A 20,848-nucleotide genomic window follows, 5' to 3' on the forward strand; every position below is an offset into this window, starting at 1 on the left:
TGCTCATGAGAGGATACCCATGTCGTGACCAACGGCGATAAAGGCGTCGATGGCCTTGTCCAGTTCCGCACGGCTGTGCGCGGCGGACATCTGGGTGCGGATGCGATCGTGCCCGCGCGGCACCACGGGGAAGCTGAATGGAGCAACGTAAACGCCTTTCGCATCCAGACGCGCCGCCATGTCCTGTGCCAGCTTGGGATCGCGCAGCATCACCGGTATGATCGGATGCTCGCCCGGCAGCAGATCAAACCCGGCGGCCGACATGCGGTTCCGGAAGTGGGCAGCATTCTCCATCAGATGGTCGCGCCGCTCGGTCGAGGCTTCCAGCATGTCCAGAACCTTGATCGACGTCTGCGCAATCACCGGCGCCAGTGTGTTGGAGAACAGGTACGGGCGCGAGCGTTGACGCAGCCAGTCCACCACCTCCCTGCGCGCGCAGGTATAACCGCCGGACGCGCCGCCCAGAGCCTTGCCCAAGGTGCCGGTGATGATGTCAACGCGGCCCATGACTTCGCAGTGTTCGATGCTGCCGCGCCCGGTTTTGCCGACAAAACCCACGGCATGGCTGTCGTCCACCATGACCATCGCGCCGTATTTGTCAGCCAGATCACAGATCTCGCCGAGCTTCGCGATATAGCCATCCATGGAAAACACGCCGTCGGTGGCGATCAGCTTGAACCGGCAGCCCTCCGCCGCCTGCAACTGCGCCTCAAGGTCCGCCATGTCCGAGTTTGCGTAGCGGAAGCGCTTGGCCTTGCACAGCCGCACCCCGTCGATGATGGACGCGTGGTTCAACGCATCGGAAATGATTGCATCCTCGGGGCCAAGCAGGGTTTCGAACAGCCCGGCATTGGCGTCAAAGCAGCTTGAATAGAGGATCGTATCTTCAAAACCCAGAAAGCGCGAAAGCCGCTCTTCCAGCTCTTTGTGTTCCTGCTGCGTGCCACAAATGAAGCGCACCGAAGACATGCCATAGCCGTAGCGGCTCAGAGCCTCGCGTCCGGTTTCGATCAGCTCCGCATTGTCGGACAGACCAAGGTAGTTGTTGGCGCACAGGTTGATGACCTCTTTGCCGCTGTCCAGCGCCACGGTGCCCGCCTGCTTCGAGGTGATGACGCGCTCATCCTTGTAAAGGCCAGCGTCCCGCAGCCCGTCCAGTTCGGTGCGCAAATGCTCGACAAATCCGTTACTCATGCTTCTCCTCCAAAGCAAATGGTTCGCCCGGTTGGGCAAGCTCAAAGGGTGGGTTTCACGCGGTGGCAGGGGAATCGCCGCCCAGCCCGCGCCTTCCTATCTGCGTATCCTGACAGGACGCTGGCGGCTACTCCTGCAATATCGCGTTTTCCCATTCCGCAAGAAAACTGCGGTTCTTGAACTGGTCGAGGTAAACCAAAAGACCCGGCCCCAGACGAATGCGGTGCAGCGCACTTTCGTTGGCCTGTTCGAGCGAGTTCGATTGCAGCAGGGGTGAAATCCCGCGTGGAAAGGTTTGCCCAAGGACAAAATCCAGGAATCCAGCCGCCAGTTCCGGGTCCTGCGACGACTTCGGGATCAGCATGGAGCGCAGCATGACGATGGCGAAATCCGACGGCAGAATGATCGTGAAAGCATCCGCGTGCTCGCTCTGCTCCGCGTAACTGGCCAGCACGTTGTAGGCGATGGCGAGCTTGCCGCTGGCCACATCCTCAATCATGTCCGACGTGCAGCAATACAGCTTCGGCGCCAATGTGCCCATGACCTCCGTCAGCCGCCAATAGGTGTCAGAGGTGCGCGCATCCTGCGTCGCAAACAGGTAGCCCGAACCGGACGCGCGAATGTCGTAAGTGCCAACGCGACCATGGAAAATCTCCGGGTTCTGACGCAGGATCGTGATCAGCTGCTGGCGGCTTTCCGGGCGCGGCAGATCCGCGAAAGCCTCGTTTGATATGACAAATGCCGCGGGCTCTTGCGTGAAGGCAAAGACCATCTCGTTCCACACCGCCCAATCCGGCAGGTCCTGCGTCTGGTCCGAGCTATGCCGGAGCGCCTGACCGTCATTGGCAAGCTTGGTCTGAAGGTCCATCGCGCTGGAGATCGCGAGATCAAAGGACAGCCCTTCATCGTAAAGCGCGCGCATCAACTCGGACGATCCGGCCACGGTGTAGTCCACCGCGACCCCCGGATGGCTTTCGAGATAGGACAGGATCATCGGCTCGAAGAACGCGATGTCGGCGGTCGAGATGATCCGCAGCACCTGACCGGCGTCCTGATCGCCAAACACCGCGTGGTCTTCGACCTCGAACGCGGACGACAAACTCGCCAGCCAGATCAGGCCAATGGAAAGGATAAGACCACGCATGCGCCGCCCTCTTCGTTGTTTTTCAGCTCCATCTCACCGCCGTGGGCAAGAACGATTTCCTTGACGATGGTCAGCCCAAGCCCCGAGCCCACCACGCTACCGGCATTGTCGCCCCGTGCGAACCGGTCCAGAAGCTTCACCGAGCCCCCATCCGGAAAGCCGGGCCCCGTGTCCGAAACGGTGATCGTCGCCTGCGACGGGCTGCGCGCGAGAGAGACTGTCACGCGGCAATTGCGGCTGGCGTATTTGATCGCGTTGTCCAGAAGATTGTGCAGCGCGTTCTGCAACAGGATCGCATCACCGGGCACCACGGCCTCGTCCAGACGCGCGGTCTCGATGCTGACCTCCTTCAACTCCGACAGTGGCCCCAAACGATCAACCGTGTCCTGCACGAGCGCATGCAGCGCCACATCCTCGCGCGACAAGCTGTCTGTCCGAAAAGTCACCATCGCATGGTCGAGCAACTGACCCGCCGTGCGCGAGCTTTCATCAATGGCGCGGATCATTTCGCGCACCGCCTGCCGGTTCTCGGGCTTTTCGACCCTTCGGAGCGTGATTTCAGCCTGCGTGCGCAGAATGGCCAAAGGCGTGCGCACGCGATGGGCCGCCTCCGCGATGAAATCCTCGGAGCGGGTCAGCGAGTATTGCAGCCGCGCCATCAGCTTGTTCAGCGACAGAACCAAAGGTGCCATCTCACTGGGCACAGGGGCCGCGACGGGCCGCAAATCGCTTGGCCCCCGGCGCGAAACGGATTCCGTAAGGCGGTGCAGCGGGCGAATGGTACTGCGCGCGATGAACAGCGCCATCAGCGCCGAAAGAACGAAGAATCCGAACCCGACCAGCAGCGATATTCGCGTGATCCGCGCCAGCGTGCGGTTCATGCCCGCAAGCGTCTGCGCCACGGATATCTCCAGCAGAGCCTGCCCTTCGTCGGTCGAAAAACTGCGTCTGGTCGATGCGATGCGAATGTCCTCGCCAAGGTAGGTTGCAGAGCGAAACGCGGTGGCGGCCCCGCCGTAGTCTCCGGACACCGGCAGATCCTCATAGCCGGACAGGAACCCATCGTTCAGGCGGATGGCATAGAACGCGCGTTCGTCGGTCACACTGCCCAGCATGGACAGCGCCGAGTACGGCAGATCAATCGACAACTCGCCGCCCTTCACCCGCGTGCTGTCCAGGATGGAAATAGCGGAGGCGGCGAGGATGTTGTCCTGGCTTTCCTGTGCAATCTGGCGCGCGACCGATTGCACCACGAGATACAAAAGCACCGCAATCACCGCCGCGCCGAGCAGGAGCAGCACCAGAAGCCGTTGCCGGATCGAGCCTGTTGTTCTCGGCCCGCTCATCGTTGTTCCAGCTTGTACCCCAACCCGCGCACGGTTGTGATGGACACGTTTGACCCTTCCAGCCGCCGCCGCAATCGGCCCACGTAAACCTCGATCGCGTTTTCCGACGCTTCCTCGTCATAGGAAAATAGCCGATCGACGAGTTTCGATTTGGAGAAAAGCTGGTTCGGCGCGTTGATGAATATCTCGAATAGCCGCAACTCGCGGGTGCGCAAACTGGTCTCGGAGCCGTCGATTTTCAAGGTCCCGGCCAGCGAATCAAACTCCAGATCACCAAAGGAGATCACGTTGCGCGCCTCACCACCGCGCCGCCGAAGCACAGCGCGGCAGCGTGCTTCCAGCTCGGAGAAGTCAATAGGTTTGACCATGTAATCATCCGCCCCGAGATCCAGCAAGCCGACGCGATCCGACACCTCTGAACGGGCGGTCAGAACGATCACCGGCGTGCGGGATTTCGCGCTCCGCCGCTGCGCGAGGAAGGTTCTTCCGTCCCCATCGGGGAGCATAATATCCAACAAAATCAAATCGTAATCCGTGGTCGCTGTATAGTCCGCCGCTGTTGCGAGGTCTTCGGCATGATCGACCACATGCCCATCCAGAACCAGCCTGTCCACAACCGCGCGCGCCAGGGTTTCGTTGTCTTCGATCAGCAGGTAGCGCATCGGCTTTTTCGGGCCTCTGGGGACGTGTCAGGTTTGTGTCAGAAAGGACTGCCACTCTTCCCGAGCATGAGCGGCCAGAGCCGCCGTTGTCAAATGGGAGGACAATCGAATGACAATCAAGATGGGCCGTCGCGCCCTATTCGCAGCCGTGGCATCCATGGGCCTTGTTGGCCCGGCCTTTGCCGATGGGCATCAAGTTGTTGACAGCATCCACTTCCTGATCCCGGGCGGCGCTGGCGGCGGTTGGGACGGCACCGCGCGCGGCACGGGCGAAGCCCTGACCGGCGCCGGTCTGGTTGGATCCGCGTCTTATGAAAACATGTCCGGCGGCGGCGGCGGCAAGGCCATCGGCTACCTGATCGAAAACGCAGCGAGCAACCACGGCACGCTGATGGTCAACTCGACCCCGATCGTGATCCGCTCGCTCACCGGCGTGTTCCCGCAAAGCTTCCGCGACCTGACGCTCGTCTCCGGCACCATCGGCGACTATGCCGCGCTGGTCGTCTCGGCCGACAGCGACATTCAGGACCTGAACGGTCTGATCGACGCCTTCAAGGCGGACCCCGGCAAGGTTGCCGTGGGTGGGGGCTCCGTGCCCGGCGGCATGGACCACCTTGTGGCAGCCATGGTCATGCAGGCTGCGGGTGCCGATCCGGTTGCGATGAAATACGTGCCCTATGACGGTGGCGGCGCCACCATGGCGGGTCTGCTCTCCGGCGAAGTACAGGCGGTCTCCACCGGTTTCTCCGAAGCCGTCGAACTGGCCAAGGCCGGTGAAGTGCGCATCATCGGCGTGACCGCGGACGAGCGTGTTTCGGCGTATGCCGACGCCCCGACCATGGTCGAGCAAGGCAACGACACCACCTTCGTCAACTGGCGCGGCTTCTTCGCGGCTCCGGGTCTGCCCGATGACAAACTGGCCATGTACCAGGACGCCATCGCCAAGATGTACGACACGCCCGAGTGGGAAGAGGTGCGCGCGCGCAACGGCTGGGTGAACATCCACAACCCGGGCGATGATTTCCGCTCCTTCCTGGAAAACCAGGAACAGGTCATCGGCGATCTGATGAAGAAGCTCGGCTTCCTCTAAGCACCTAAAACCAATAACAAAACGCGATGCGGCCGGATCTTTCCGGGCGCATCATTTCAAACAAGGGAGGGGAAGATGGCGATAGATCGCTGGATTGCGCTTGTCATCTTGATGCTGTGTCTGGCCTATGGCTATGCAGCTTATTTCACCATGGACCAGTTGCTGCCACCCATCATGAAGCAACGGCCCATCTGGCCCTCAACCTTCCCGAAGGTTCTGGCGATCGGTGGTATCCTGATGTCGCTCAGCGTGCTGCTGAACCTCGAAAAAACGCCCGAGAAAACCGATCCGGCTGACATCAACCTGTCGCGGCTGGGCGAATACAAGGTTGGTCAGGCGCTCATGCTTCTGGGCCTGATGGTGGCTTACGCGCTGCTCCTGCGACCGCTGGGGTTCCTTGGGGCCACGTTCCTGTTCCTGACCGCCGGCAGCTACATCCTCGGCGAGCGTCGGTATGTGCTCATGGCCGTGGTTGCTGCCATTGCTGCAGGGTTCATCTGGTATCTCGTCGATGCGGTGCTCGGCATCTTCCTGAGCCCGCTGCCTTCCTTTATGAACGGGGTCTGACATGCTCGAAGGACTGATGACAGGCCTCGCAACGGCCTTTACCTTTACCAACATCCTCATGGTGATCGGCGGCTGTCTGATCGGCACATTCATCGGCATGCTGCCGGGCCTCGGCCCGATGTCGATCATCGCAATCATGATCCCTGTCGCCATCACCATCGGAGATCCCTCCGCTGCGCTGATCCTCTTGGCGGGCGTCTATTACGGGGCGGTCTTTGGTGGCTCGACCTCGTCGATCCTGATCAATGCGCCGGGCGTTGCCTCAACCGTCGCGACGAGTTTCGACGGCTACCCGATGACCCGGCAGGGCAAGGCGGGCAAGGCCCTGACCGTCGCCGCGATCTCCAGTTTTGCAGGCGGCACGGTGGGCGCGGTTCTGCTCATGGTGTTTGCCCCGGCGCTGGCCTCTGTCGCCCTGCTGTTCCATTCGTCCGAGTATTTCGCCCTGATGGTCGTGGGCCTGTCCGCCATCGCGGCCTTTGCCGGGACGGGACAGGTCTCCAAGGCGCTTTTGATGACCTTTCTCGGGCTGATCATGGCCACGGTTGGCGAAGGCGTCCTGTTCAACGCCCCGCGTTTCACCATGGGCATCATGGACCTGCAATCGGGCTTCGGCTTTATCACGCTGGCCATGGCCATGTTTGCCCTGCCCGAAGCGATCTACCTGGTCCTGGATCCGAACCGCTCCAAAACCGGCGACGGCGCCAGCAATGAGATCAAGGACCTGCGGATCACGAAGGACGAAGCCAAGCGCATCACCCCGGTCATTGGCCGGCAATCTATTCAGGGTTTCTTCATCGGGGTTCTGCCGGGCGCTGGCGCGACCATCGCGTCTTTCCTCGGCTACGCCGTTGAGCGCAACATTGCCTCGAAGGAAGAGCAGGAACAGTTCGGCAAAGGCTCGGTCAAAGGCATCGCTGCACCCGAAAGCGCCAACAACGCGGCCTGCACCGGCTCGTTTGTGCCGCTGCTGACGCTGGGCATCCCCGGTTCGGGCACCACGGCCATTCTGCTCGGCGCGCTGATCGCGCTGAACGTCTCGCCGGGGCCGCGCCTGATGATCGACGAGCCGCAGATTTTCTGGGCCGTGATCATCTCCATGTACCTGGGCAACCTCGTCCTGCTGATCCTGAACCTGCCGCTGATCCCCTACATCGCCAAGGTGCTGGCGGTTCCGCGCAACTACCTGATCCCCTTCATCCTTTTCTTTACGCTGATGGGGGCCTACATCGGGCAGAACAACGCGACCGAACTTCTGATCCTTGTCGGTTTCGGGGTCTGCGCCACGCTGCTGCGCTTTGCGGACTATCCGCTGGCGCCGCTGCTGATCGGCTTCATTCTGGGGCCGTTGCTGGAGAACAACTTCTCCCGCGCCATGCAGCTCTATGACGGGATCGGCTTCATCTGGGAGCGCCCCATGACACTGGCCCTTCTGGTTCTGGCCGTGATCCTCGTGGTCCTGCCCAGCTATCGCCAGCGTCGCGCGCGCAACCGTGCAGAAGGCGTGGCTGACGGGGATTAATCCCCGGTCTCAAAGACCGGATCAGGGTATCCAACCCCCATTAGGTACAATCCAAACGGCGGACAGACCGGGCCACATGCGGCCCGGTCTTTTGCATTTAAAGCCTTGCGCACATCGTCCGCTTCCCAAGCCCCAGCACCAACGCGTTCCAATGTGCCCACGATGCTGCGCACCTGATTGTGCAAAAACGAGCGCGCGCGGAGCGAAAAATGGATTTCCGGCCCGCCAAAATCCTCGACGCGCTCCACCCGAATTTCGTCCATCGTCTTCACCGGTGATTTGGCCTGGCACATCACCGAGCGGAAGGTGGTGAAGTCGTGTTGCCCGAGCAGAAAATCCGCGCCGGCCTGCATCGCCTTTGCATCGAGATCGTGGTTCACCCGCCAGACCGTTCCGTCTTCCAGCGTCGCAGGCGCGCGGCGCATCAGCAGGCGAAAGAGATAGCGGCGCTCTACGGCGGAGAACCGGGCGTGCCAGTCATCCGCCACCTGTACGCAGGCGCGGATCGCCACCGGGGCCGGTTTGAGATGGTAGTTCAAAGCTTCAGAGAGCCGGAACGGGTCCCAGTCTTTTTCCATATCGCAATGGGCCACCTGCCCCCGCGCATGAACGCCCGCATCGGTGCGCCCGGCGGCGGCAATAGTGTGCTCGCGTGGCTCCAGCCGCGCCAACGCGGCTTCGATCGCCCCCTGAACCGAAGGCTGATCTGCCTGACGCTGCCATCCGGCAAAGGGGCGTCCGTCATATTCCACGAGCAAAGCATATCTGGGCATGGCCCGCGCCATAACGCGCCCCATCGGGCAAGGCAACGGCGCATTTCCCCCTCGCCCGCCTCTGGTGTGTCGCTGCGTCCGTGCCTATCTTGCCACCGAAGGCAGAAAACGAGGGGCAGCCACCCGTGGTCATTGGAACCATCGCCGACACGCTCACACGCAGCGTGGAAAACGTCACGGATACCGTTTCCGGCGTGTTGTTCGAGCCGGTTATCCGGCTCGGCGTCACCGGCCTGTCGCGCGCAGGCAAGACGGTGTTCATCACCTCTTTGGTCGCCAATCTGCTCGATCGTGGGCGGATGCCGCAGCTCGTCGCGCAAACGGAATCGCGCATCCTCGCCGCCTACCTGCAACCCCAGCCCGACGACACGCTGCCCCGGTTTGATTATGAAACGCACCTCGGTGCGCTGACCTCTACATCGCCGTCGTGGCCAGACAGCACACGCGCGGTCTCGGAACTGCGTTTGTCCTTGAAAATCAAGCCAAACGGCATGCTCTCCGGCCTGCAGGGCCCGCGCACAGTGCACCTTGATATCGTCGATTACCCGGGCGAATGGCTGCTAGATCTTGGGCTTCTGGAAAAGTCTTACGCCGATTGGTCGAAGGACATGTTGGAGCGCATGGCGCAAAGACCCGACGGGCCGGAGTTTGTCGCCATGGCGCAGGCCGAAGACGCTACAGCCGGATTTGAAGAGACCCGCGCGCGGGCGCTCGCGGAAACCTACACGAAGGCGCTGAACACCGCGCGAGAGGCCGGGTTTTCCGATTGTTCGCCGGGGCGGTTCCTGCTTCCCGGCGATCTGGCTGGCTCGCCTGTGCTCACCTTCGCCCCGCTGCCACCTCAGGACCGTCCGCCGCGCAGAAGCCTCTGGCGGGAAATGGAGCGGCGGTTCGAGGCCTATAAGTCTCGGGTTGTGCGGCCCTTTTTCCGCAATCACTTTTCTCGCATTGACCGTCAGGTGGTGCTTGTGGATGCGCTTGGCGCGATCCATGCCGGACCCCGCGCGGTGGAGGACCTGCGCCAGACCATGGCCGACATTCTCGGCGCGTTTCGCCCCGGGGCAAATGCCTTCCTGACCCAGCTTTTGCTTGGCAAACGCGTGGAAAAAATCCTGTTTGCCGCGACCAAGGCGGACCATCTGCACCACACGCAGCACCCCCGGCTGACAGGCATCATGGAAGCCTTGGTGCGCGACGCGCGTGATCGCGCTCGGTTTTCGGGGGCAGAAACCGAAGCCATGTCCATCGCCGCCTTGCGCGCCACCACGGAACAGACAATTTCCCATTCCGGGCAAGAGCTTGACTGCGTGCGCGGCACGCTGCTCGACACCGGAAAACAAGCTGCCTTCTATCCCGGAAACCTGCCCGAAGACCCCGGCCATCTGCTCGCGCCTGCGCGGGAAGGTGCGGAGAGCTGGCTCGATCAGGACTACAAGATCATGCGCTTTGCGCCCTCGCGGCTGACCCTGAAACCGGGCGAAGGCCCGCCGCATATCCGGCTTGACCGCGCAGCCCAGTTCCTGATCGGAGATCGGTTGTGATCACAGGCCACCTCCGTCCCGGCGAACCACGTGACGCGCTGCGCCTGGGGGCGATCCTCTCCGGCTTCACCGATGAAACGGACTGGATGCCACGCCTGCATTCGCGCGCTGAAGATATCAGCCATATGGGCGGTTTGATTGATCGGGGTTGGGTCACCGTGGCGGACCGTGGTGATGGGCCTTTCGGCTTTCTGGCCTGTGATCACAAAACGATCCACGCGCTTTACGTCGACCCCGAGCAGCGTGGGCAAGGTGCCGGCAAGGCTCTTCTCGACCACGCCAAGGAGAGCGCATCGTTGCTGGAACTCTGGACCTTTCAGGCCAATACCGGGGCGCAGCGGTTCTATGAACGCGAAGGGTTTTCCGAAGCCGAGCGCACGGACGGAGCTACAAACGACGAAAAGCTGCCGGATATCCGCTATGTCTGGCAAAGGCCCAATGGAGGCGTAAATGACTGATCCCAAAGGCCCTGTTCTGATCAACCTCGAAGAAGACGCCGGTTCCCCCTCGCCATCCGAGGCCCCGCCTGTCCCCGAATTGCGCCCCATGGATGCCCCAACCGGCCAGGCCATGGCCACGGCAGCGGCGCTGGCGGCGCGAGAGCCTTCTGTTCTCGCGCGGTGGTTCTGGCGGCTCTTGGTGGCGCTGATTGGGACACTCACCTCGATCGCTGCCTGGACTTACGTCACCGGCCTGATCGCGACGACACCACTGCTTGGCTATGCGGTTGCGGTGCTCATGGGCCTGTTTGTGATCACACTTGCGCTGATCGCCATCAAGGAACTCGCCGCTTTCTCCCGCCTCGCCCGGATTGACGCTCTGCACCACGAGGCGGAGACCGCGCGGGCAGCGCAGGACATGAAGGCAGCAAAGGGCACCGTGACCAAGCTCAAGGCGCTGTATGCAGGGCGTGACGAGACACGCTGGGGCCGCGAACGGCTTGCAGAGCGCGAGGGCGAGGTGTTTGACGCCGGAGCCTTGCTCGATCTGGCCGAACATGAGCTGCTCACCCCGCTCGATGCCGCCGCCCGCACCGAAGTCGAAGCCGCCGCGCGGCAGGTCGCGACGGTCACAGCTCTGGTGCCTCTGGCGCTCGCTGATGTCATGGCCGCGCTCACGTCAAACCTGCGGATGATCCGGCGCATTGCAGAGATCTACGGCGGCCGCTCCGGCACGCTTGGCTCCATTCGCCTGACCCGCGCCGTGATGTCCCATCTTGTGGCCACGGGCGCGGTTGCGGTTGGAGACGACATGCTAGAGCCAATTCTGGGTGGCGGTCTGTTGGGCAAGCTGTCCCGCCGGTTCGGCGAAGGTCTGGTCAACGGCGCATTGACCGCCCGTGTGGGGGTTGCCGCCATGGAGGTTTGCCGCCCGCTGCCTTTCTCCGAAGACAAGCGCCCATCGGCGCGCGGCATTGTGCGCACGGCGTTGAGCGGTCTGTTTTCCAAGGAAAAATCCACCAGCTGAGGTGTGGAAAAACCGACCTTTCGGCTGCGGGGGCTTGCGATAAACTCCAAGGCACACGGCCGGAGGGTTCATCGTGAGTGACGACGCCATCATCGCCCTGATCATCATAGCGCTTCTGGCTGTGCCGGTGGCGATCATCTACCTGTTGATCGCGGTAAGCGGCCTAAAACGGCAGGTCCGCGCATTGCAGGCGCAGCTCGGCGGCGCGCCAAACGCGGTGCTCTCCCATACACCGGTTTCCGACCCCACTGTCGCTGATGAGCCCAAAGCACAGGCCTCCGAAGCGCCTCCATCTATCTCCCCTGCCCCCGAAGACGCCGCCCCGTCGCCGTTTGAGCGGGCCGCCAAGCCGAGCAAAGCGACCGTTTTCCGCCGTGACCGGTTGAATGCGTTGCAATCATGGCTGCGCGAGAACTGGTTTTATGCCGCCGCTGCCGCTTCACTTGCTCTCGCCGGGTTGTTTTTCGTGCAATACGGCATCGAACACGGGCTGCTTCCGCCTGCCGCGCGGGTTGCCGCTGCGTTGGGCTTTGGCGCAGTGCTGATCGGCGCGGGCGAGTGGATTCGCCGCCGGTTCGGTGATGATGAGACCAGCAGCACGGCCTACTTGCCGTCTGTCCTGTCCGGTGCAGGGCTTGTCTCGCTCTTTGGCGGGGTGACCGCCGCGCGGCTTTTGTACGATCTGATAAGCCCGATGCCAGCCTTTGCGACCCTTGCGGCCATCGCCGCCGGGGGGCTGGTACTGGGCTGGATCCACGGGCCGCTTCTGGCGGCGATCAGCCTGATCGGCGGCATGGCCGCGCCTTTCCTCGTGGGAGGCTCGTCTGACATTCCCGAAGCCGTCTTGCCCTACTTCGCTCTGATTACAGCGCTTGGTCTGGGGATCGACACGCTGCGCCGCTGGGCGTGGATTTCGGTCCTCTCCCTTGCGCTTGGCATCGGAGCGGGTTGGCTTCTGCTCGCCGGTGTTCAGGAGACAGAGTCGTTTGCCATAGCTTTTGGCGCCTTTGCTGCCGCCTTGACCCTGCTGGCCACGCTCATCCCGGCGCGCAGCCTTGCGCCGGATCATGGCGGCCCGAGTTTTCTGGAAACCGTCCTGCGCCGTGCCGACTGGCCGATCTTCCCGGCAAGGCTGTCGCTCGGCACCGTGCTGGCGGCGATCCCGGCGCTGCTGCTCATCAGCCAGACCAGCGTTGCCAGCTACTGGACCGCGCTTGGCCTTACCGCCGGACTTGCCATGCTCTTTGCGCTTTGGTCGCTGAAGGCTCCGGCGCTGCAGGATCACGCCCTGCCGCCCGCCGCGCTGGCCGTCGCATTGATCGGTCTGGACAACCTGAACGGGCCGGTGTTCCGAGCGCTTTCAGACCATCTGGCGGAGACTGCAACGCAAACCGAAAACCCCTTCCCCCTGACGGTGACGCTTCTGGTTGGCATCGCCACGCTGATCTCCGCGACCTTCGCCCTGCGCGCTTTGCGGGGCAGCGAAAACCGGATCATCTGGGCCGGGGCCGCCGCGCTGATCGCGCCGCTGGCAGGGCTGCTGCTGGAAGCCATGCGCGCGCCGTCGGAGTTCATCGGCGCCTACCCCTGGGCGCTGCACGGTCTTGCCCTTGGCGCGGTCATGACCCTGATGGCAGAGCGCTTTGCCAAGCAGGACCCTGCGGATAAGGCCCGCATATCGCTGCCCATCCTCTCGGCTCTGGCCTGTCTTGCCTTTGCGCTGGCGATCACGCTGACGGACACGGCCCTGACCCTCGCCATCGCTGCCACCATTCTGGCCGCAGCGGCGCTCGACCGGCGTTTTGATCTGCCCCTCATGGGGGCCTATATCGCCGCCGGGGTGGTCGGGCTGGGCCTGCGCCTCACCATCGAACCGGGCCTGCCCTGGGCCACCGAGACCGGGATATTTCCCATGCTGCTGGCCTATGGCGGCAGTCTTGCGGCGTTACTGACCGGTTTCGTGCTGCTGCGCGCTCGGGAGCGCCCGAAAGCCACGATCTTCCTGGAAAGCGCCGCCTGGTCGACCGCCGGCATGACGCTCAGCCTGACGCTGTTCCACGTGATCCGCGCCTTTGCCCCGCAGAGCGGGCTGGACACCCATTGGGGCCTTGGCCTCATGGCCGCGATCTGGATTGGCGTGGCCATGGCGCAGTTGTTCCGGCAGGAAATCGGCGGTTGGCTGAAGCCGCTGCGCATCGCGCTGGCCGGGCTATTCGGCCTGATCGCGGGGGTGTTGCTCTTTGTGATTCTGACCGATCTGAACCCGCTTTTGTCTGATGAAACCGTGCTCGGCCAGCCACTGTTGACCACGCTCATTCCGGCCTACCTGCTGCCTGCCGCTTTCCTCGGCCTGACGGCCTGGCGTCTGACGGCGCAGCCGCGCAATCTGCGCATCAGCCTTGCCGGGGCTGGCGGGCTTCTGGCGACAATCTGGGCGGTGTTGACCATCCGCCATGTCTGGCAGGGCGGCGCGGGGATGAACCTGGAAAATGGCATGGGGCAACCGGAGCTTTATACCTACACGGTGGCTCTGCTGCTGACCGGCGCTTTGCTGTTCTATCAAGCCCTTGCCAAGCGGTCCGACGCGCTGCGCCACGCGGGCGTTGCCATTATCGCGCTTGCGGTTGCCAAGGTGTTTGTGATCGACATCTCCGGTCTGTCCGGGCTGGTGCGGGTGTTCTCTTTCCTGCTTCTGGGGCTATCCTTGGCCGGACTTGCGTGGTTCAACCGCTGGGTTCAGACCCGCGCGACAGAGGATTGACCTGTCTCAAGGCGGCTCCGGACGCCACGAGACTAAGGTGACACAAACAACGTGAGCCAGCCCCATGAGCCAGCCAACGGACCACGGCCACAGTCAGGCCGAAATCGACGCCCGCCTCAGCGCTCCGCCCGGGCGCGGCGATTTGCGCGATGTCGTCTATGGCGCTATTGATGGCGCAGTGACTACCTTTGCCATTGTCGCCGGTGTCGCAGGGGCCGGTTTGTCACCGCTGATCATCGTGGCCTTGGGGTTGGCCAATGTTCTGGCCGACGGGTTTTCCATGGCTGCCGGGAATTACTCCGCGACAAAGGCGGAACTTGACGACATCAAACGCCTGCGCGCGGTCGAAGAACGCCACATCCGGGACAACCCCGAGGGCGAGCGGCGCGAGTTGCGCAGCATTCTGGCGCAGAAAGGCCTGTCCGGTCAGACGCTCGAGGACGCCACGGATCAAATCGCGGGCCAGCGCGAAAAGTGGATCGCGGCAATGCTCGAAGGGGAATATGGCCTGTCACAGGTGGACCCGCAGCCCATGCGCGCGGCCCTTGTCACCTTTGCGGCGTTCCTGATCGCCGGGGCTATCCCGCTGCTGCCATTTCTCGCCTCCGCCGCCAGCGCCTTTCACTGGTCCGTTGGCCTGACCCTTGCCAGCTTTTTTGCCATCGGCACGCTGAAGGCCCGCTGGTCGCTCAGCCCCTGGTGGCGTTCCGGGCTTGAAACCCTGTCTATCGGGGCGGCGGCGGCGGGGATTGCCTATGCGGTTGGTTCGCTCTTTTCGATCTGAGCAATAGCGCGCTTCGTACGGAAAACCTGACTTGGGCGGGCCCCGCGTACTGCGTAGGCTCAGAGCATATTTTTAAAGACTTCCTACTCAAATCATTCGAACCCTATTTCAGGTATTGCGATGACAGATTTCTTCCCCGTGGCGCTGGACGCCGCGCACTACCAATTTGTCGGCCTTTTGGGATTTGCCCTTTACGTGGCAATGTACACCTGCCTCAGCCTGCGCATCGTCCATTCCGATCAGATCCGCTATTTCCTCGGCAATCTCACCGCGGCCACCATGGTGCTCATCTCACTGTCGCACGAGTTCAATCTCGCCTCCGCCCTGATTCAGATGTTCTGGATCACCATGAGCATTCCTGCCATCGTCCTGCGCCTGGCGCATCGGCGCTCTGATCGACGGGCTGATGCGGCTACGCGCGCAGCGAGCCGTGCGGCGGCAAAAGATCCCCGCAGACCAGCCGCGTCAGAATGGACGGCACAGGCGCCACGCGCGACAACGGGAAGAGAATGCGATCCCGAAGAACCGGCAGCACGCGGCTATCGGATTGATACTGCGGCGTAAACGCCCAGCTCATCAACTGGTAGCCCCGCACATGCCAACGGCGCGCGCGGGCGTAATAGGTCGCGGCCAGTTCGGCATCGCCGCGCGCCACTTTCAGCGCCAGAACCACCGCCCAGGCATCCAGCAACGCCATGTTCGCGCCCTGACCCAGCTGCGGGCTGGCGCGGTGCGCCGCGTCCCCGATGTGAATGATGCCGTCCCCATCGGGATGGGCCAGCGTGCCGTGGCTGTAGCGGGCCATGGTCATCTGGTCCGGATCGGTGATCTGCTCGGCAAAGGGTGCGAAATCGGGCCAAAGCGTCTCGGCCTCCTGCCGCCACGCGGCCAGCCCATCCGAGCGCCATTTGTCGTGATCCGCTTGCGGCAAAGACCAGAAGATCGCCGCTTTGCGCCCGACCTGCCCCGGTACGGTGCCAATGGGCAAAACCCCCACCATCCTGTCGGCCCGGCGGTACATCTGCCGAAGCTCATTGCGCGGCAAAACCGTTTGCGGCCAGTACACCGTGGCCCAAAGCGCGCCATAGTCCAAAGGCCGGGCCTTCAGCGTGGACAGCGGCGAGCCTGCGCCGCAGGCGTCGATCACCAGATCAAACGGACCTTCCGAGGTGCCATCTGCAAAGTCCAGTCGTCCGTTTTCAGCGGCGGTGACACGCTTGCCCGGCATGACCTGGGCGCCTGCGGCCTTGGCCGTCTCGAACAGGGCTTCGAACAGCGCGGCGCGGTGAATGGCCAGCCCAAAGCGCGCGCGGCGTTTGGAAACATAGGACACATCAAGCACCGGGCGCCTGCTGCGCGCCTCATGCCCGAGCATGCGCTTGATCTTGTTGCCGCTGGCCAGCGCCGCCTTGCTCGCGCCCAGCCATTCCAGCACGGTCAGGCCGACCGGCTGGATCACCAGCCCAGACCCCACCGGTGCGGGCGCCTCGAACTGGTCAAAGATCGTGGTATCGTGGCCTGACTGCGCCAGACCCGCCGCCACTGCCAGCCCGCCGATCCCGGCTCCCGCCACGGCTATACGCACGCTCTCCTCCTTTCGTACCGGCCAAAACCTCCCAAGAGTTTCAGCCCATTACCGCAAAATCGGCACCCCGCCCGGCCCCTGCATCTTTTCCACCACGCCTGCGCGCAGCGATCGCCCGATGCGATGCGCCAGTGCTGACCAGGACGCTGCTTGATCCGCGCGCAACTCCCGCCGCAGAACGCTATCAAACAGGCCAAGCCAGATCTCGAACATGCCCGGCCGCACGTTCCCCGCGTCGCGGTGGACCGCCACCGGATTGCCGTCATAGACCCGCTCGTGCAGGATCGCATTGGCCCAGAAATCCGCCACCTTGGCCTCATGGCTCGGCCAGTCTTCCACGTGCACGGCAAACACTGGTCCAAGCCCCGGATGCTGCCGCACCGCGTCATAGAAGGTTGCCACGACCTGTTCGATCTCGGCACGGGAGATGTCAAATTTGGGCGGGATCGTAGCCAAGACGGTTTCCTTTGCCGGACTCATGCAGACTCGAATAGACCCGCCCGGAAAACACCGCAAGAATGCCGATTGTCGCGTTGCCGAAGGTCAGTTCGTTTTCGATCCGGTGTAATGATTGCCGTTGCTTGGGATGAACCGCACGTCGCCGCCTGTCAGGATCACCACTTTGACACAAGCCCGTCCCGTGTTCGGAAACGTCTCGCACAGCCGGTTCCTTTCGACAGTCCAGGACCCGTTCACAACATCCCGGCCGGAACTCGAATAGAAGGTCGCAACGGTTTTTCCATTGGAGAGCCATTTCTGGTCGCCGTCTTCAAAGACCACCGTCGCCCCGGACAAATAGCGTTTGATGTCTTTGCCCGAGAGCGTGGTATCCGCCCAGGCCCCCTGCGCGACAATCTGCAGCGCGATCAGGAAAACCCCTAGTCTCTTCATAGCCTTACCTTCCAAACCAATGGGCCGGCGCAGCCCCTGCCCGAAACTAGGAAGGTTTGTGCAATTCGGCAATGGTCTAGACACTGGACCCCGGCTCAACACGGGCCTATAACGCCCCCCATGATGGCACGGCACCTGATCATCATTCGAATTATATGCCCGGCGCTCTGACGACACGAGCCGCCGGGACAAGGCGTATGGACCACCGCGCCGCCTCCACTCCCTGACAGAACTGCGATATCCGAAGGACGCCCAAGATGTGCGCCGAAACGCCTGACTACAAAGACACCCTCGCCCTGCCGAAAACCGATTTCCCGATGCGCGCGGGCCTGCCCAAGCGCGAGCCCGGCTGGCTCGACCGCTGGGAAAAGATCGGCATCTATGACCGCCTGCGCGCCAAAGAAGGCCGCCCCGATTTTGTCCTGCACGATGGCCCTCCCTATGCCAACGGCAACCTGCACATCGGCCACGCGCTGAACAAGGTGCTCAAGGATTTCATCGTGCGGTCCCAGCAGATGCTCGGCCATGACGCGCGCTATATCCCCGGCTGGGATTGCCACGGCCTTCCGATCGAATGGAAGATCGAAGAGCAGTACCGCAAGAAGGGCAAGAACAAGGACGAGGTTCCGGTCATCGACTTCCGGCAGGAGTGCCGCAAGTTCGCCGAAGGCTGGATCGACGTGCAGCGCAAGGAATTCCAGCGTCTGGGCGTGACGGGCAACTGGCCCGATCCCTACCTGACCATGAACTTCCACGCCGAACGGGTGATCGCCGAAGAGTTCATGAAGTTCCTGATGAACGGGACTTTGTACCAAGGCTCCAAGCCGGTGATGTGGTCCCCGGTTGAGAAAACCGCGCTGGCCGAGGCAGAGATCGAATACCACGATCACAAATCGCACACGATCTGGGTGCCGTTCAAAGTGGCCTCCGGCTCTGATGCGCTGGCCGACGCCCGCATCGTGATCTGGACCACCACCCCTTGGACAATCCCCTCGAACAAGGCCGTCGCCTATAACCCGTCCATCTCCTATGGCCTCTATGAGGTCACCGGCACGCCGGAGGAATCCTGGGTCAAGGTTGGCGACACTTACGTTCTGGCAGATGCGTTGGCAGAGGATGTTCTGAGCAAATCCCGCCTTGAATCCGGCCAGTGGACCCGCCTGCGCGATGTCACCGCCGATGAGCTTGGCGCGCTGACCCTCGCCCACCCGTTCCGGGGCCTCGCCGAAGCCGACGGCTTCTGGGATTACGACGTGCCGATGATCGACGGTGATCACGTGACCGACGACGCGGGTACAGGTTTTGTACACACGGCGCCAAGCCACGGTGCGGACGACTATGAGTGCTTTGTGAAGCGCAACTGGATCGACCGCATGACGCATAACGTCGGCGAAGATTCCGAGTTCCTGCCGCATGTGCCGATCTTTGCGGGCCTGCAAGTCTTTGACCGCAAAGGCAAAGAGGGCAAAGCCAACACGGCCGTGATCAACAAGCTTGTCGAAGTGGGCGGGCTGATCGCGCGCGGCCGCATCTCGCACAGCTACCCGCATTCGTGGCGCTCCAAAGCCCCGGTGATCTTCCGCAACACGCCGCAGTGGTTCGCCGCCATCGACCGTGACGTGAACGACGGGCAGGACACCTACGGCAAGACGATCCGCGAACGCGCGCTGACCTCCATCGACCAACTGGTGGAATGGACGCCGCAAACCGGGCGCAACAGGCTCTATTCGATGATCGAAGCGCGCCCGGATTGGGTGCTCTCGCGCCAACGTGCCTGGGGTGTGCCGCTTACGTGCTTCGTCAAGAAAGGTGCACTGCCGACGGACGAGGACTTCCTGCTGCGCAATGAGCAGATCAACGCCCGCATCGCCGAAGCCTTCGAGGCCGAAGGCGCGGATGCGTGGTATCAGGAGAACGCCAAGGAGCGGTTCCTCGGCAATATCGTGAACCCGAACGACTACGAGCAAGTCTTTGATATTCTTGACGTCTGGTTCGATTCCGGCTCTACGCACGCCTTTGTTCTGCGCGATCGCGAAGACGGCTCCAAGGACGGCATCGCCGATCTGTATCTTGAAGGCACGGACCAGCACCGTGGCTGGTTCCACTCCTCCATGTTGCAGGCCTGCGGCACCAAAGGACGCGCGCCTTATCGCGGCGTGCTGACCCACGGGTTCACGCTCGATGAGAAGGGCAACAAGATGTCCAAATCCTTGGGCAACACCGTCGCGCCCGAGGATGTGACCAAGCAATACGGCGCGGATATCCTGCGGCTTTGGGTGGCCCAGTCGGACTACACCGCCGATCTTCGCATCGGTCAGGAGATCCTCAAAGGCGTCGCCGACAGCTATCGCCGCCTGCGCAACACCATGCGCTACATGCTCGGCGCGGTCTCGCATTACGACGAGAGCCAGAAGGTTGCTCCCGAGGATATGCCGGAGCTGGAGCAGTATATCCTGCACCGTCTGGCGGAGCTGGATGTGGTGGTGCGTGAGGGCTACAAGAAGTACGACTTCCAAGGCGTGTTCAGCCAGATCTTCCACTTCTGCACGCTGGACCTCTCGGCTTTCTACTTCGACATCCGCAAGGATGCCCTGTACTGCGATGGCGACACGCTGCGCCGGCGCTCGGCCCGCACGGTCATGGACATCCTGTTCCACCGCCTGACCACATGGCTCGCGCCGATCCTCGTGTTCACGATGGAAGAAGTCTGGCTGGAGCGTTTCCCCGGTGATGACAGCTCCGTGCACCTGACGGACATCCCCGAGACCCCCGCCGCTTGGCTGAACCCTGACCTGGCCGCGAAATGGCAGAGCATCCGCCGCACGCGCCGCGTGGTGACGGCGGCTTTGGAAGTACAGCGCACGGACAAGGTGATCGGGTCGTCGCTTGAGGCCGCGCCGGTGGTGCATGTCTCGGAAGACATGCTGGCGACACTCAAATCCGTTGATTTCGAGGATGTCATCATCACCTCGGATGTCAGCCTGACCTCTGATCCCTCCCCGGCAGAAGCCTTCCGCGTGCCGGAAACCGAAGGGGTCGGCGTGGTGTTCGAAAAGGCCGAAGGGGCAAAGTGCCAGCGCTGCTGGAAGTTCCTGCCGGATGTCGGCCAGCACAAACACCCGGGCACCTGCAAACGCTGCAGCGACGCTTTGGGATAAGAAAGAAAGCCCCGCGATGCCAAGTGTCGCGGGGCTTTTGGTTTGAAGCGGTCATTCGACACACCCCCGTCCCGGACTTGATCCGGGACCTCACGACTAGAGAACAAGCCGCGCCATTGACGGGCCGTGGTGCGGCGATCCTCCCTCTGATCCCCTCGATTTATCCAAGTCACTGGCGCGCTCGTCACGTGTCGCTCAATACGACAACCCAATCGCCGTGCCGCGGGGACGGCCCGTCGATGGCGCGGCGCCCTTCGGGCTTGTTCCGCGCCTGTGGTGAGTGGAAGGGCTGCTCAAGGCCAAACCCTTCCCCACACCCTTCCCATCCTTTCCGAGCGGCGCTACGCTTCCCTTACGTCAAAG

17 protein-coding genes and 1 pseudogene are annotated in these 20,848 nt (G+C 62.6%); 10 read left to right on the plus strand and 8 right to left on the minus strand.

Annotated features, from left to right (window positions below; translation table 11 throughout):
- Positions 1-3: 3 nt before the first annotated feature.
- From E4662_RS06915 to E4662_RS06930, 4 genes are all read right to left on the minus strand, one after another.
- On the minus strand, positions 4-1,194 hold the full coding sequence (locus E4662_RS06915) for a glycine C-acetyltransferase (RefSeq protein ID WP_136440809.1): 1,191 nt from the start codon (positions 1,192-1,194) through the stop codon (positions 4-6).
- Between the two features lie 127 nt (positions 1,195-1,321).
- Positions 1,322-2,338, minus strand: coding sequence for an ABC transporter substrate-binding protein (locus E4662_RS06920; RefSeq protein ID WP_136440810.1), 1,017 nt, complete (start codon positions 2,336-2,338; stop codon positions 1,322-1,324).
- The gene (locus E4662_RS06925) at positions 2,308-3,684 is read right to left on the minus strand and encodes a sensor histidine kinase (protein ID WP_136440811.1); all 1,377 of its coding nucleotides are present in this window, start codon (positions 3,682-3,684) and stop codon (positions 2,308-2,310) included. Before E4662_RS06925 ends, E4662_RS06920 begins: the two co-directional genes overlap by 31 nt.
- Complete coding sequence (locus tag E4662_RS06930) at positions 3,681-4,346, minus strand: response regulator transcription factor (protein WP_136440812.1); 666 nt, start codon at positions 4,344-4,346, stop codon at positions 3,681-3,683. Before E4662_RS06930 ends, E4662_RS06925 begins: the two co-directional genes overlap by 4 nt.
- Before the next feature lie 109 nt (positions 4,347-4,455).
- On the opposite strand from E4662_RS06930, the gene E4662_RS06935 reads away from it, so the two are divergent.
- From E4662_RS06935 to E4662_RS06945, 3 genes are all read left to right on the plus strand, one after another.
- Entirely contained in the window at positions 4,456-5,436 is a 981-nt protein-coding gene (locus E4662_RS06935) for a Bug family tripartite tricarboxylate transporter substrate binding protein (RefSeq protein ID WP_136440813.1), read from the plus strand.
- 75 nt (positions 5,437-5,511) lie between these two features.
- On the plus strand, positions 5,512-6,003 hold the full coding sequence (locus E4662_RS06940; protein WP_136440814.1) for a tripartite tricarboxylate transporter TctB family protein: 492 nt from the start codon (positions 5,512-5,514) through the stop codon (positions 6,001-6,003).
- Between the two features lies 1 nt (position 6,004).
- Positions 6,005-7,525 carry a tripartite tricarboxylate transporter permease gene (locus tag E4662_RS06945; RefSeq protein ID WP_136440815.1) on the plus strand — a complete coding sequence of 507 codons (1,521 nt, stop codon included), beginning with the start codon at positions 6,005-6,007 and terminating at the stop codon, positions 7,523-7,525.
- Here E4662_RS06945 and truA read toward each other — a convergent pair.
- Entirely contained in the window at positions 7,522-8,298 is a 777-nt protein-coding gene (gene truA, locus E4662_RS06950; RefSeq protein ID WP_136440816.1) for a tRNA pseudouridine(38-40) synthase TruA, read from the minus strand. The genes E4662_RS06945 and truA overlap by 4 nt on opposite strands.
- Before the next feature lie 125 nt (positions 8,299-8,423).
- On the opposite strand from truA, the gene E4662_RS06955 reads away from it, so the two are divergent.
- From E4662_RS06955 to E4662_RS24510, 6 genes and pseudogenes are all read left to right on the plus strand, one after another.
- Positions 8,424-9,839 (plus strand): YcjX family GTP-binding protein, encoded by a 1,416-nt coding sequence (locus tag E4662_RS06955; RefSeq protein ID WP_136440817.1) that lies wholly within the window; start codon positions 8,424-8,426, stop codon positions 9,837-9,839.
- Positions 9,836-10,297: a GNAT family N-acetyltransferase gene (locus E4662_RS06960; RefSeq protein ID WP_338113496.1), complete on the plus strand. Its 462-nt coding sequence runs from the start codon at positions 9,836-9,838 to the stop codon at positions 10,295-10,297. The genes E4662_RS06955 and E4662_RS06960 overlap by 4 nt, the downstream gene beginning before the upstream one ends.
- Complete coding sequence (locus E4662_RS06965) at positions 10,290-11,306, plus strand: YcjF family protein (protein WP_136440818.1); 1,017 nt, start codon at positions 10,290-10,292, stop codon at positions 11,304-11,306. Before E4662_RS06960 ends, E4662_RS06965 begins: the two co-directional genes overlap by 8 nt.
- Before the next feature lie 73 nt (positions 11,307-11,379).
- The gene (locus E4662_RS06970) at positions 11,380-14,067 is read left to right on the plus strand and encodes a DUF2339 domain-containing protein (protein ID WP_136440819.1); all 2,688 of its coding nucleotides are present in this window, start codon (positions 11,380-11,382) and stop codon (positions 14,065-14,067) included.
- Positions 14,068-14,131: 64 nt separating this feature from the next.
- Positions 14,132-14,851, plus strand: a complete 720-nt coding sequence (locus E4662_RS06975; protein WP_136440820.1) for a VIT1/CCC1 transporter family protein — start codon at positions 14,132-14,134, stop codon at positions 14,849-14,851.
- Positions 14,852-14,971: 120 nt separating this feature from the next.
- Positions 14,972-15,220, plus strand: a pseudogene (locus E4662_RS24510) (CBU_0592 family membrane protein); the annotation flags it as partial.
- Between the two features lie 43 nt (positions 15,221-15,263).
- Here the strand turns inward: E4662_RS24510 and E4662_RS06985 are convergent.
- The 3 genes from E4662_RS06985 to E4662_RS06995 form a co-directional block, all read right to left on the minus strand.
- On the minus strand, positions 15,264-16,436 hold the full coding sequence (locus tag E4662_RS06985; protein WP_136440821.1) for an FAD-dependent oxidoreductase: 1,173 nt from the start codon (positions 16,434-16,436) through the stop codon (positions 15,264-15,266).
- A gap of 48 nt (positions 16,437-16,484) precedes the next feature.
- Positions 16,485-16,916, minus strand: coding sequence for a group III truncated hemoglobin (locus E4662_RS06990; protein WP_136440822.1), 432 nt, complete (start codon positions 16,914-16,916; stop codon positions 16,485-16,487).
- A 63-nt stretch (positions 16,917-16,979) separates the two neighbouring features.
- Positions 16,980-17,327, minus strand: a complete 348-nt coding sequence (locus E4662_RS06995) for a hypothetical protein (RefSeq protein ID WP_136440823.1) — start codon at positions 17,325-17,327, stop codon at positions 16,980-16,982.
- A gap of 257 nt (positions 17,328-17,584) precedes the next feature.
- On the opposite strand from E4662_RS06995, the gene ileS reads away from it, so the two are divergent.
- A complete protein-coding gene (ileS, locus tag E4662_RS07000; RefSeq protein ID WP_136440824.1) occupies positions 17,585-20,485 on the plus strand; it encodes an isoleucine--tRNA ligase in 2,901 nt (966 codons plus the stop codon).
- Positions 20,486-20,848: the final 363 nt, after the last annotated feature.

It is taken from the genome of Pacificoceanicola onchidii, from assembly GCF_004804335.1.
Classification (GTDB): domain Bacteria; phylum Pseudomonadota; class Alphaproteobacteria; order Rhodobacterales; family Rhodobacteraceae; genus Pacificoceanicola; species Pacificoceanicola onchidii.